Annotated in this window: 13 protein-coding genes; all 13 read left to right on the top strand. The window is 53.6% G+C overall.

What is annotated here, in order from left to right:
- The first annotated feature begins 77 nt into the window (after positions 1-77).
- On the top strand, positions 78-791 hold the full coding sequence (locus NT140_06790) for a PaeR7I family type II restriction endonuclease (GenBank protein MCX5831577.1): 714 nt from the start codon (positions 78-80) through the stop codon (positions 789-791).
- A gap of 4 nt (positions 792-795) precedes the next feature.
- Positions 796-1,704: a site-specific DNA-methyltransferase gene (locus NT140_06785; protein ID MCX5831576.1), complete on the top strand. Its 909-nt coding sequence runs from the start codon at positions 796-798 to the stop codon at positions 1,702-1,704.
- Positions 1,705-1,781: 77 nt separating this feature from the next.
- Positions 1,782-2,057, top strand: coding sequence for a hypothetical protein (locus tag NT140_06780; GenBank protein MCX5831575.1), 276 nt, complete (start codon positions 1,782-1,784; stop codon positions 2,055-2,057).
- A 128-nt stretch (positions 2,058-2,185) separates the two neighbouring features.
- The gene (locus tag NT140_06775; GenBank protein ID MCX5831574.1) at positions 2,186-2,971 is read left to right on the top strand and encodes an ADP-ribosylglycohydrolase family protein; all 786 of its coding nucleotides are present in this window, start codon (positions 2,186-2,188) and stop codon (positions 2,969-2,971) included.
- Positions 2,972-3,089: 118 nt separating this feature from the next.
- Positions 3,090-3,548, top strand: a complete 459-nt coding sequence (locus tag NT140_06770) for a phosphatidylglycerophosphatase A (protein ID MCX5831573.1) — start codon at positions 3,090-3,092, stop codon at positions 3,546-3,548.
- Positions 3,549-3,557: 9 nt separating this feature from the next.
- Complete coding sequence (locus NT140_06765) at positions 3,558-4,814, top strand: competence/damage-inducible protein A (GenBank protein ID MCX5831572.1); 1,257 nt, start codon at positions 3,558-3,560, stop codon at positions 4,812-4,814.
- Entirely contained in the window at positions 4,804-5,403 is a 600-nt protein-coding gene (gene thpR, locus NT140_06760) for an RNA 2',3'-cyclic phosphodiesterase (protein ID MCX5831571.1), read from the top strand. The genes NT140_06765 and thpR overlap by 11 nt, the downstream gene beginning before the upstream one ends.
- 27 nt (positions 5,404-5,430) lie before the next feature.
- Positions 5,431-6,450, top strand: coding sequence for a recombinase RecA (gene recA, locus NT140_06755; GenBank protein MCX5831570.1), 1,020 nt, complete (start codon positions 5,431-5,433; stop codon positions 6,448-6,450).
- A 51-nt stretch (positions 6,451-6,501) separates the two neighbouring features.
- Entirely contained in the window at positions 6,502-6,993 is a 492-nt protein-coding gene (locus tag NT140_06750) for a regulatory protein RecX (GenBank protein MCX5831569.1), read from the top strand.
- Complete coding sequence (alaS, locus tag NT140_06745; GenBank protein ID MCX5831568.1) at positions 6,980-9,616, top strand: alanine--tRNA ligase; 2,637 nt, start codon at positions 6,980-6,982, stop codon at positions 9,614-9,616. The genes NT140_06750 and alaS overlap by 14 nt, the downstream gene beginning before the upstream one ends.
- Positions 9,617-9,696: 80 nt before the next feature.
- Positions 9,697-11,226: a transglutaminase-like domain-containing protein gene (locus tag NT140_06740; protein MCX5831567.1), complete on the top strand. Its 1,530-nt coding sequence runs from the start codon at positions 9,697-9,699 to the stop codon at positions 11,224-11,226.
- The gene (locus tag NT140_06735; GenBank protein MCX5831566.1) at positions 11,223-11,957 is read left to right on the top strand and encodes an ABC transporter ATP-binding protein; all 735 of its coding nucleotides are present in this window, start codon (positions 11,223-11,225) and stop codon (positions 11,955-11,957) included. Before NT140_06740 ends, NT140_06735 begins: the two co-directional genes overlap by 4 nt.
- Positions 11,954-13,651 (top strand): hypothetical protein, encoded by a 1,698-nt coding sequence (locus tag NT140_06730; GenBank protein MCX5831565.1) that lies wholly within the window; start codon positions 11,954-11,956, stop codon positions 13,649-13,651. Before NT140_06735 ends, NT140_06730 begins: the two co-directional genes overlap by 4 nt.
- The last annotated feature ends 35 nt before the right edge of the window (positions 13,652-13,686 follow it).

The following is a 13,686-nucleotide window of genomic DNA, read 5'->3' as shown; positions in this document are numbered from 1 at the left end:
GCGTTAGCCTAAATAATAAGCTGGTATATCATTGTGAAACTTGATAAACATTAATGATAATGAATTCTCACATAAGTATGACCCAAATAGACAATCGAACCGCAAAAGCGGTAGCCCACTACTGGAAGACAAGGGCGACCCAAAGGCAAAAACAGGAGACGGGCGGAAAGGCCGATCAGGGTCTCCGTAGTGCCGTCACCGGTGGTGCTCAGATGGATGGCTTTATTGACTTATTCACCGAACTCATCACACAAGCCGGAATCCCCCTCCGCTATGTATTTCAGAAGAAGACTGTTGAGCTGCCCGGCTTTTTCCGCCCAACCAAAGAATGGGACCTGTTAGTCATCCGCGATCAAACATTGATTGCCGCCATTGAAGCTAAATCCCAAGTGGGGCCGTCTTTTGGCAACAACTTCAACAACAGAACGGAAGAAGCAATGGGTAGTGCCCTTGACCTTTGGACGGCTTTCCGCGAGAGAGCATTTCTTGATAGTCCACATCCGTTTCTCGGCTATTTTTTTATGCTTGAAGATTGTGAGGCATCCAACCGTCCTGTCAGTGTCAAAGAGCCGCACTTCAAGGTATTTCCTGAGTTCATTGGTGCATCGTACATGCGAAGGTACGAGTTTTTTTGTAGAAAACTTGTTTTAGAACGTCACTACACTTCCTCTGCTTTCATTTCTTCATCCATTCAAGACGGTCTCAATGGTATATTTAAGACGCCTGCGGATGACTTGTCTGTCGACCGTTTTGCAAGAATTCTTGTTGCCCATGTGGCGACTTTCCTGTGAACTCATGCAGCCCACATTCCACAGACTGATTAACGGTGATGCAAGGGACTTATCTTTCTTGGAAGATGAATCGGTGCATCTCGTTGTCACATCTCCCCCTTATTGGAACCTCAAGCGTTATAATGAGAACCCTGATCAACTCGGCCATGTTCAAGACTACGAAGCATTCCTCACAGAGTTGGAAAAAGTTTGGCGTCACATATTCCGTGTACTCGTTCCGGGTGGTCGTTTGGTTTGTGTTGTCGGAGATGTCTGTGTGGCTCGTCGTAATTTCGGGCGGCACCTCGTCTTTCCGCTTCATGCCGACATCTGCGTTATTTGCCGGCGTATTGGTTTTGATAATCTCAATCCTATTGTGTGGCACAAGATTGCCAATGCTTCTTACGAAGTTTTAAACGGCTCCAAGTTCCTTGGTAAACCCTACGAACCGAATGCAATTATCAAGAATGATATGGAATTTATCCTCATGCAGAGGAAGCCTGGTGGATATCGAAAACCGACGGAGTCACAGCGTGGAGCAAGCAAAATAAGCAAAGAGGAGTTTGGCCGCTGGTTTCAGCAAATCTGGAATATGACCGGAGCTTCGACCAAGCAACATCCTGCACCGTTTCCTTTAGAGCTGGCTACACGCTTGGTACGGATGTTTTCCTTCACTGGAGACACAGTGCTTGATCCATTCTCTGGTTCAGGGACGACGATGGTTGCGGCCCTGAGAACAGACCGCAACAGTATCGGTGTTGAAATTGATCCACAATATTGTAGGATGGCGGCGAGATATCTGAAAGCAGAAACATCTGATTTTTTTTCAAACGCCAAGCTCCTCTTCGAAAAGGTCACTGCTGAACAGGCTTGTGTGGTTAGGGAAGATCAATCGCTGTATGAAGTCAAACCCACAAAGAAGAAACTGACATAGGCCAACATTACAATCCAGCGGACGCGCTACGCTCACCGCTGATTTTGTCGTTGGATCCATAGAGATGAGAGGGCAAGATGTTGAATAATGCATTGTATTATCCGTATATCGCTTTCAACGATAGTACCTGGCTAAAGGCGATGGCGATGTATTATGAAAACATATACAGAATAGTCTCTGACAATATTATCCCTGATGATCCCGAAGATCTCCAGCCTCTTCTTGAAGATAGCTCGATAGGTGCTGTGATTGATCCCGTACCCTACACTGCGGGAATGGCAGATATCTTTCTTGAAAAAACAAGGGATTGGTCGGCAGCAGCGCTAATCACCACAAATGATGAAGAAAAGTAAAATGTGAACCCGTCCCCGATTGTTGCCCAATGGGGAATCTGAATTATGGGTGATTCAATCGGTGCAAGGAGGAGGGGGCATATGAAAACCGTCTCAGGAATGGGACGCTTCCCCGAAAGGAATATGACATGATTGGCGCGATAGCCGGCGATATCATCGGTTCAGTCTATGAATGGGATAATATCAAGACCAAGCAGTTTGACTTGTTCTCGCCCCGTTGCCATTTCACGGACGATTCTATTCTGACCATCGCCTTGGCAGACTCGATTCTGACGGGGGCCAGCTATGTTGATAATCTGAAGAAATTCTACTATTTGTATCCTAATGGCGGATATGGGGGCAGTTTCCGCAGATGGGCGCAGAGCGAAGAGGCAGGGCCATATAACAGTTGGGGGAATGGTGCGGCCATGCGCATCAGTCCTGCCGGATATGCTTACAACGATCTCGATACCGTCTTGCAGAGGGCGGCAGAGTTCACCGCAATCACTCACAGTCATCCGGAAGGAATCAAGGGAGGACAGGCAACTGCGGCAGCGATATTTCTCGCCCGGACGGGAAAGTCCAAAATTGAGATCAGGGAGTTTATCGAAACAAGATTTCAATATGACTTGAGCAGGCACGTGGATGATATCCGCCCGATTTATACGTTTGATGTATCGTCGCAGGGGACAGTTCCCCAGGCAATCCGCGCAGTTATTGATTCAACCGATTTTGAGGATGCCATCCGAACGGCAGTGTCGCTGGGCGGAGATACCGATACCCTGGCGTGCATTACGGGCGGCATCGCCCAGGCATTTTATGGTGACGTCCCGGCGCCAATTGTGAGCAAGGTGTATGGCATTCTCGATGAACAATTGGGTAGAATTACGACGGAGTTTATGGAGAAATACTGTGAAGGAAGAAGATACCGGTGAATCTGGCTAATCAGGGACAGCCACTAATAATGGATGAGCTGCATGGCAATTGGTGGCTGCCCCGCTATTTTTATATATAGATGGATGATTTCTATTAATTTATCCAGGGGGAAACATTCTGAAAAAGAAATTCATCAAGTTACTGGCTACCGGCTGTGGAAGCGGTTACGCGCCTGTGGCGCCTGGAACAGCGGGGACCATGGCGGGCATCCTGCTGTATTTTCTGCTGGCTTTCCTTCCTGGGCCGGCATACCCTGTTTTCCTGCTGGTTTTCACGGCAGTCGCTGTTTATGTGGCCGGGGAGGCGGAATTTATCTTCGGTCAGAAGGACGCCCCGTGCATCGTGATTGATGAAGTGGCGGGCTTGCTGTGGACCATGCTTTATGTGCCGGCCACAATCCCCGCCGTTATTATTGGTTTTATTTTATTCCGATTTTTCGATATATTGAAGCCCTTTCCCGTGCGTCTCCTGGAGGATAAACTGCCCGGCGGGTACGGCGTGGTGGGGGATGATGTCATGGCCGGCATCTATAGTAATTTAATGCTCCAAGTATTGACAAAATTTTCTGTAATATAAAGGTGATGAATGAGAATCGGCATACTGACCATAGGCAACGAACTGACCAGTGGCAAGACCCAGGATACGAATACGAACTTCATTGCCCGTCACCTTTACCGGCTGGGTTGGCAGATCACGGCGATGCTGTCGGTTGGCGACGACGACGATGCCATCAAGAGCGGTATTGATTATCTGCTGGGTCCGGCCGACGGCCTGATCGTGACGGGCGGCCTCGGACCGACCGCCGATGATATTACCACGGCCGCCATTGCCCGGGCCTTCGGGCGGCAACTGATCATGGATGAGGCGGTCTTGCAGCATGTCAAGGCCCGCATGACCGGCCGCGGCCTGAAGTGGACGGAGAATAACGCGAAGCAGGCCCTTTTTCCGGAAGGCGCGGCAACAATTGAAAACCGGGTGGGAACGGCCTGGGGATTTGCGCTGGAAGAAAACGGCAAGATCATCGCCGTCATGCCGGGCGTTCCCTCGGAGGCGGAAAAGATGCTGCTGGATGGCGTCATCCCGCATTTCCGGCGCAAAGCTGCCGATGATGTCCAGGTGGTGACACGGATCATCAAGCTATCAGGTATGTCGGAATCAGCCGTGGATGAGGAGCTCTCACATGTGCCCTTCGCGGAAATGGGCGTCACGGTGGGATTTTATCCAAGATTTCCACAACTTGAGGTGGTGCTTACGGCACGGCATCAGGACCGGATCAAGGCTGCGGAAGCCATCTCACTGGCCGAGGCCGAGGTGGTCCAGCGATTTTCCGACCGCATTTTTGCCTATGATCAGGAGACTCTGGAAGGGGTGGTGGCGGCCTTGCTCGGTCGGCAGAGATTGACCTTGGCTCTGGCAGAATCCTGTACCGGGGGCTTGCTGGCCGACCGGCTGACCAATGTGCCGGGGAGTTCGGCGTTCTTTGAACGGGGCCTCGTCACTTACAGCAATGCCTCCAAAGAAGAGCTGCTCCTGGTGCCGCCGGAGGTTATCGAGCAGCACGGCGCCGTAAGCGAAGAGACGGCGGTGCTGATGGCGGAAGGGGTCCGAAAAATGGCGCGCACCGATCTGGGAATAGCCATCACGGGTATCGCCGGGCCGGACGGCGGCACGGAAGCCAAACCCGTCGGCACGGTTTTCATCGCGTTGGCCGATGCAAAAAAGACTGTTTGCCGTAACTTTTCTTTCCGCTGGGACAGGCGGCGCAACAAGGTCATTTCTTCCCAGTGGGCGCTTATGATGCTAAAAAATTATTTGACAGACGGATTGGATCATGAGCAATGACAAAGCCCTAAGGACCTTTCTGGCCATAGAACTTCCGGCGGAAATCCGGCAGACAATAGCTGATATCCAAAACAAGTTGAAGCGCTCCTGTCCCTTTGATATCCGCTGGTTAAAGCCGGAAAGCATCCACTTGACCTTGAAATTCTTCGGCAATGTTTCGGGAGATGATATTATCGCCCTTTCCCGGGTGGCCGAGCAACACAGCGCAGTTCTGGCCCCCTTGCAGTTGGCCGTTAAAAAGTTGGGCGTTTTCCCTTCGCTGCAACGCCCTCGGGTTTTATGGATCGGCCTTTCAGGCGAGACGGCACCGTTGGTAACCTTCCATAAGAACCTGGAGCAGGGGTGGGCGAATTGCGGTTTTGCCAAGGAAGACAGGCCATTCCGGCCCCATTTGACCATCGGCAGGATTAAATCATCCCGCCTGGACGGAGACCCGGTCAAGTTCATGGCGCTGGCAGGCGATTGGTCGGCCGGAAGCTTCCGCGCCGACGGCCTGGTACTTTTCCAAAGTGATTTGACACCGCAGGGGGCTGTTTATACTGAACTGGCAAGGTTCCCTTTTGGTGAGAGCTTAAATCTTAACATGTAACAATTAACGGTTTCAGGGAGGTAAGGCATGGCAATAGATGATAGAGAAAAGTCGATAGAATTGGCCATTACCCAGATCGAGCGGCAGTTCGGCAAGGGGGCGATCATGCGGCTGGGCGGGGGCGAACAGATTTCCGATATCCCGGTCATACCGACGGGCGCCCTCAGCCTGGATATTGCCCTGGGTACGGGCGGCGTGCCGCGGGGGCGGATTATCGAGATCTACGGTCCCGAGTCGGGCGGCAAGACCACCCTCGCCTTGCACATCGTGGCGGAGGCGCAGAAAATGAACGGTCTGGCGGCTTACATTGATGCGGAACACGCCCTCGACGTCACTTATGCGCGCAAGATCGGCGTCAGCACCGACGATCTGCTCATCTCGCAGCCCGACACGGGGGAGCAGGCCCTGGAAATTACCGAGACACTGGTCCGGAGCGGAGCGCTCGATGTGCTCGTGGTGGATTCCGTGGCCGCTCTGGTGCCGAAAGCCGAACTGGAAGGCGATATGGGCGATGCCCAGATGGGCCTGCAGGCCCGCCTCATGTCCCAGGCGCTGCGCAAGCTGACGGGCAGCATCAGCAAATCGAAGACTACGGTGATCTTTATCAATCAGTTGCGCATGAAAATCGGGGTGATGTTCGGGAACCCGGAGACGACTACCGGCGGCAATGCCTTGAAATTCTATTCCACCATGCGCCTCGATATCAGAAAAGTGAGCGCCCTTAAACAGGGACAGGACGTGATCGGTTTCCGCACCCGCGTCAAGGTGGTCAAGAACAAGGTCGCGCCGCCCTTCCGGGAAACGGAGTTTGATATCATCTTCGGCGAGGGCATCTCAAAAGAAGGCGACCTCCTCGATCTCGCCGCCGATAACGGCATCGTGGAAAAAAGCGGCTCCTGGTATTCCTATAAAGGCGAAAGACTTGGGCAGGGCAGGGATAATGCCAAGATCGCCCTCAAGGAAAACAAGGATATTCTGAAGGGTATCGAGGAAGCGGTGCGGGAAAAATTGTCCTTGAAACCCAAACAGGCAGAGCAACCCGGATGACTTTAGCGAATTGTCGTCATCCCCGAGTGCTTCTATCGGGGATATAAATTGATGGACGAGCTTACCACGGAGAAAGCCACGCGCTATGCCTATCGCATCCTGGCGGCCCGGCCGCTGAGCGAAAAGGAGTTCCGGTTGAAGCTCCGGCGGAAGGGGTACGACGGGTCCGTGGTGGAGGCCGTCACGCACCGGTTCCAGGAGCTGGGTTATTTAAACGACGCAGTCATTGCCGGGCAGTTGGCCAGATCACTTGCCGTCAGCAGGCTCTGGGGGGACCGGCGGATAACGATCAGTTTGAAGACCAAGGGTATTTCCCGGGAACTCATCGAGTCTGCCCTTGCCCTGGCACGGGAAGAATTGACAGAGCGAGCAGCAGTCATGCAACTGCTCGGGAAGAAAGGCAAGGGGCGTACATACGTTCCTGAAAACAACCTGGAAAAGAAAAGACTATTACAGAGCCTGATGGGTAAAGGTTTCCCGCCAGGCTTGATTTTTGAGGTGCTGGCCATAAGCGGGGAGGAGACGGTAGATGACGGGGAGTGAAATCAGGGAGAGTTTCTTAAGATATTTTGAAGGCAAGGGCCACACGCGGGTCAGCAGTTCAGCGCTGATTCCGAAGGATGATCCCTCGCTCCTTTTCACGAATGCCGGCATGGTGCAGTTCAAAAACTCTTTTCTGGGCCTGGAAGACCGCGGTTACCGGCGGGCGGTCACGTCGCAAAAGTGCGTCCGGGCCGGCGGCAAGCACAACGACCTGGAAAATGTGGGCGTAACGGCGCGGCATCACACCTTTTTCGAGATGTTAGGCAACTTCTCTTTCGGCGATTACTTCAAGGATGAGGCCATTGCCTGGGCTTGGGAATACCTGACGGAAGTGATCGGTCTGGATAAGGAAAGATTATGGATTACGATTTACCGGGACGATGAGGAAGCATTTCAAATCTGGCATGATAAAATCGGTCTGCCGGTGGAGCGCATCGTGCGGATGGGAGAGGCCAGCAATTTCTGGATGATGGGCGACACGGGTCCCTGCGGCCCCTGCTCCGAAATCATTTACGACCAGGGGAAAGGAACAGGCTGCGGACTGGATAGCTGCAACATCGAATGCGATTGCGACCGTTACCTCGAAATCTGGAATATTGTGTTCATGCAATTTAACCGGGACAGTGCGGGACAACTGATACCGCTTCCGAAACCGAATATTGACACCGGGATGGGGCTCGAACGACTGGCTGCCGTCGTGCAGGACCGGAAAAGCAATTACGACTCCGACGTCTTCCAGGATATCATCGGTTTCATCAGTCGCCTCAGCGGCCGTTCGTATAAGCAGGACGAGGAAGCGGACATCTCCATGCGCGTTATTGCCGACCACGTCCGGGCCGTCACCTTTCTCATCGGCGACGGCATCCTGCCCAGCAACGAGGGCCGGGGATACGTCCTGAGACGGATTTTGCGGCGGGCGGCGCGGCACGGAAAGATTCTGGGGCTCAATAAACCGTTTTTGAATGAGGTGTGTCAGGCGGTTATCGCAGTGATGAAGGTCGCCTATCCCGACTTGGCCGACAAGGAAGCTTACATCAGAAAAGTAGTGCTGAACGAGGAACAGAGGTTCATTGAAACCTTGGACAGCGGCTTGAAAATTCTCGCCGAGGAAGTTGATATCCTGCGCCGCGCGGGAAAAAACATCATCCCGGGCGAGATCGTCTTTAAGCTCTACGACACCCACGGATTCCCCACGGATCTGACTGCCGACATCGTCCGGAAGGATGGCTTTGCCATTGATATGGAGGGCTTCGAACTGGCGATGGAGGCTCAGCGCGTCAGGGCCAGGGAATCCTGGAAAGGCAGCGGCGAAGAGACGGTGGCGGAAAATTATCAGCTACTCTCGGGACAGGGGATCGGCGCCGCCTTTGTGGGATATGAAGGGGTCACGGAGGCCTCAGCGCGGGTGCTGGCCATCCTGAAGAAAGGTCAGCCAGTACAGGCGTTGAATGCCGGAGAAGCAGGCGAGATCATTACCGGCGAGACGCCTTTTTACGGAGAAAAGGGCGGACAGGTGGGGGATCGGGGTGTCATCGCAGGAGATGGCGGCGCTTTTATCTTTGCCGTCAGCGACACGAAGCGCCCCCTGGAGGACGTTATAACCCATATCGGCACCGTGCAATCAGGAACCGTGCAGGTAGGCAATGGAGCGCTGCTCAAGGTGGATGTGGAAAACAGGCGGGCCATCGAGGCCAATCACTCTGCTACCCACATCCTCCAGGCCGCCATCAAGACCGTCCTGGGCGATCATGTCAAGCAATCAGGATCGCTCGTCAATGCCGAACGGCTACGCTTCGACTTTACCCATTTTTCGCGCATCGAGGAAGCAGACTTAAGGCGCATCGAAACACTGGCCAACGATTTTATCCGGGGGAACTTCCCGGTCAGCACATGCGTCCTGCCGATTGCGGAGGCTGTCCAGACGGGGGCGACGGCCGTGTTCGACGAAAAATACGGCGACGTGGTCCGGGTGGTTGCCATGGGCGAGATCAGCAAGGAACTCTGCGGCGGCACCCATGCCTCCCGGACAGGCGATATCGGGTTCATCAAAATTACTCACGAATCCTCCATTGCCGCTGGCGTGCGGCGCATTGAAGCGGTGACGGGCCGGGCGGCCATCGAGTACGTCGGCAAGCTGACGGACGAATTAAAGAGTGCCGCCAATCTGTTGAAGTCCGGCGCCTTTGAGGTAGCCGACCGGCTTGAAAAAACGCTCCAGCGCCAACGTGATCTGGAGAAGGAGATAGCCGCGCTCAAGGGGAAAATGGCCGCCCAGGACTCGACCGACCTGCTCGACCAGGCAATGGATATCAACGGTGTCCGTGTGCTGGCGGCCGTGGTAGAAGCGCCTGATCCCAAGGCGCTGCGCGATTTGGGCGACAAGCTGCGTGATCAGCTTGGTTCGGGCATCATCCTTTTGGGCAGCCAAAGCAACGGCAAGGCCATGCTGCTGTGCTTGGTCACGAGCGATTTGACGGGGCGTTACCAGGCCGGAAAAATCATCAAGGAACTGGCCCCGCTGGTAGGTGGCAGCGGCGGCGGACGTTCCGACCTAGCACAAGCGGGCGGACCCAATCCGGGAAATCTGGCCCAGGCCGTAGCCAGGGTCAGAGAAATTATTTGATGGCTTTGTAAAAAGTCGAAAATAAGCTTCCCGTCTCGTGTGAGATTCTGTTGCTATTCTTGGGCATAATAAAGACGAAGATGAAGATTAACCTTAAAGAAAATGGGTATCCGATTGTCGGAGGAGCGATTGCTTTATTATTTTGCGTGCTGCTAACTTTTCGCCTTGGTTTCTTTGATGGAACTCCCGCCGTGGAAAGCCAAGTTGTCAAGAAAGTTAATGCCCTTCCTGCCCGGGAAACCTGGTTGATCATTTCCCAGGCCGGCAGGAAAATTGGCTATGCGCATCGCAACCTTCAGCCTACGGCGACAGGTTATCGTTTGAGCGAGAAAGTCCTGCTGCACATCAATACGATGGGTGTAGCGCAGGCCTTGCATTTCTACACCGGGGGAGACCTCGATCACCGCATGGACTTGACATCCTTCAATTTTGGTCTTGATTCCAGCCTGTTTCGCTTTGTCGCCCGGGGCTCTGTCCAGGGCAATATTCTTACCTTGCAGGCCGGTGCACCGGGGGAAGAAAAGAAACTCCAAATCGTTCTTCAGGAACCGCTGCGTCTGGCGGCTGGTCTGTATGAAACTTCGCGTATGACTGATCTGAAACCCGGCGCCAAGCGAGTTTTTCAAGTCTTTGACCCTGTAACGATGGGCAATCGGCCGGTGGTGGTAACGCGAGCTGATATTGACGAGACCATCCTGCATCAGGGCCAGAAAAAGCGGACCCGGAAATTCAAACTTGACTTCATGGGCGCCAGGCAATTTGCCTGGTTGGATGAGGATGGCGTCGTTATCCGGGAAAAGGGCATCCTGGGCATTACCCTGGAAAAGGCCAGCCGGCAGGAGGCCCTGGCGGGAATTGATCGCGCGGGAAGCGCCGACTTAACGGCGCTGGCCTCTATCCCGGCCAATAAATCAATTGCCGATCCCGCGTCAGTGCAGGAATTACAGGTGCGGCTGGGTAATTTGGGTGAAGGGGATTTTTTTCTTACTGGCGACCGGCAGTCCCTGCAAAAAGACATCCTGATAATACGCCGGGAATCACTGCCTGTCGTCAGCGGCAAGGGAACAATCAGGCCGGGTCAGACGGCGCTGCATGCGTCGCTTCAGACCAGCCCGCTAATTCAGAGCGACCACCCCTTGATAGTAGCCAAGGTAAAAGAAATTGTTTCTGCCGACGACAGCGATGCTCAAAAGGCAAAAAAGCTGGTGAACTGGGTGTACCGGAATGTCAAGAAAAGGCCCGTACTGTCCGTTCCGGATGCCCTTTCGACCCTGAAGAATCTGGTGGGCGACTGTAACGAGCATGCCGTGCTGCTGGCGGCTTTGGCGCGCGCCGCCGGCATTCCGGCCGAGGTGGAGGCGGGACTCGTTTATCTGCGCGGGAGGTTTTACTACCATGCCTGGAACGCCTTGTATCTGGGGGATGGCTGGGTGACAGCCGATGCCGTATTCGGGCAGATGCCCGCCGATGTTACGCACATCAGATTTGTCCGTGGCCCGGCCGAGCGACAGATGGACCTCCTGGGACTGGTCGGCCGGTTGAATCTGAAAATTGTGAACCTTTCCTATCACACCTCGAAAAATAATGCCGATAGCGGAGTAACAAGATGATAACATTGGCAAATCTCAAAAAGCAGTATGGCCGTTTCTGGGCCGTGGACGGCATCAACCTCTCTGTCGCTGCCGGGGAGATATTCGGTTTTATCGGTCCCAACGGCGCCGGCAAAACAACGACTATCCGCATCATGGGAGGGGTTCTGGCGCCGACGGCAGGAACGGTCCTGATTGACGGGATTGATATGGCCAGGGAGCCGGAAAAAGCAAAGATAAGGATCGGCTTTATCCCCGACCGGCCCTTTCTCTACGAAAAATTGACGGGTTGGGAGTTCATGAGGTTTTCTGCTGATCTGTACGGTATGCAAGACGATAGAATCCGCGCCGAGGCGATGGAACTTTTACAGATGTTTTCCCTGCGGGACTGGGCGGATGGGCTGATAGAAAGCTATTCCCACGGCATGAAGCAACGCCTGATCATTGCCGCGGCCCTGCTGCATGACCCCAGCGTGATTATCGTTGATGAGCCGATGGTTGGCCTGGACCCCACGGGCATCAGAATGGTGAAGGACCTGCTGCTAAGCAAGGCCCGGGAAGGCAAAACGATCTTCATGTCCACGCACAGTCTGGGGGTTGCCGAAGACATCTGCGACCGCATCGGCATTATTAATCGCGGCGCTGTAATTGCAATGGGAACAACAAACGATCTCCAGAAGACGGCCGGCTTTGAGGATGCGGATTTGGAGGCGGTCTTTCTGAAGCTTACGGAGGAACAAATTCCGGCATGAGAGAATTGATCGTCCTGCTCAAGCCACGTTACTGGGCCTTCCAGAAAGGCCGGTCCGGGAAATCATCCCGCAATCGCCATGCGCAATGGTTGCTGATGGGTACCATTGGTCTGGCTTTCTGGGCCGGCGCCTTTCTCGTTTTTTACCGTATCCTCAAATATTTTCAAGGCGTGGAAGAGTTCGGCGATATTCTGGCCTATAAACTCCTGGCCATGATCCTGATGACCTTCTTTGCCCTCCTGATCTTCAGCGGTATTATCACCTCTTTGGCCAAATTATACATAAGTCGCGACCTGATCCTCGTGCATTCCCTGCCTTTGCCGTCGGCCAAGATATTTCTGGCCCGCTTTGTGGAAAGCACTATTGACAGTTCCTGGATGGTCATCGTTTACAGTCTGCCGGTGTTCCTGTCGTACGGAATCGTTTATGAGGGGGGTATTTCATTTTATGCCACCGTTATTTTGGCGCTGCTACCACTCTGCCTGATTGCCTCCGCCCTGAGTTCCTGGTGCGTTATGATTGCCGGACTGCTTTTGCCGGCTGGCAGGATAAGATCACTTTTGATTTTTCTCGGCTTGATTTTATTCCTGATTCTCATTGTGGCCTTTCGTTTGATGAGGCCCGAGCAGTTTGTGGACCCGGAGGCCTTTGCCTCCGTCTTGCTGTATTTCCGCTCCCTTTCCACGCCCGCCTCGCCATTTCTGCCCACCACCTGGGTTTACGACGGTCTGCACGCCGCTCTGGTGGGAAATATGAAGGCCGGTATTTTTCACCTTTCTCTGGCGTGGAGTTTTGCCATAACCTTGATTTTCATCGCCTACTGGACGGCCCAAAGATGTTACTTTACCGGCTTTTCCAAGGCCCAGACAGCCCCGGAGAAGCTCATTAAAGTCCATTCGGGACGTAAAGCGGGAGTCTTGTCCACCCTCGTCAAAATGCTGCCCCAAGCGCCCCGGGCCTTCATCATCAAGGAGATAAAGACCTTTTTTCGGGATCAGACCCAGTGGCCGCAGCTTCTACTGCTGGCGGCGCTGATTGTGATCTATGTGTACAATTTTTCCGTCCTGCCTCTCGATAAATCTCCACTCAAGACCATTTACCTGCAGAACGTTATTGCCTTTTTGAATATGGGCCTGGCGGCCTTTGTCCTGACGGCAGTGGCGGCGCGGTTTGTTTTTCCGGCCGTAAGCCTTGAAGGTGAATCCTTCTGGATTGTGAGAGCCGCGCCGATTTCCATCCGCTCCTTCCTCTGGATAAAATTTTTTGTATATTATGTCCCTCTTCTGGTGCTGGCCGAGATTCTCATCGTGGCCACCAATATCCTGCTGCATGTGACGGTATTCATGATGTGGCTCTCCACGGCGACCATCATGCTTATGGTGCCGGGGATTGTCGCCCTGGGGGTGGGATTGGGCGCTATGTATCCTGATTTCAGGTCGGAAAACCCCGCTCAGGCCGTAACAAGTTTCGGGGGGCTGCTTTTTATGCTTTTCAGCGCCGGTTTTATCGGTCTTGTCATTGTCCTGGAGGCCGGTCCCGTCTATACCTTCTTCATGGCCGGAGTCCGGGGCCATGCCATGAGTTTTATGCAATGGCTGTGGCTCATCGGTTCCTTTGCGCTGGTTTTATTGCTCTGCCTGCTTACGGTAATGGTTCCCATGCGCTTGGGCATCAATAACTTAAGTAAGCGATGATTCCCTTGTTATTGCTATGTATTTGGTCAATCGCT

The organism is Deltaproteobacteria bacterium (assembly GCA_026388415.1).
Taxonomy (GTDB): domain Bacteria; phylum Desulfobacterota; class Syntrophia; order Syntrophales; family JACQWR01; genus JAPLJV01.
This window is presented reverse-complemented; position numbering and strand designations above follow the sequence as displayed.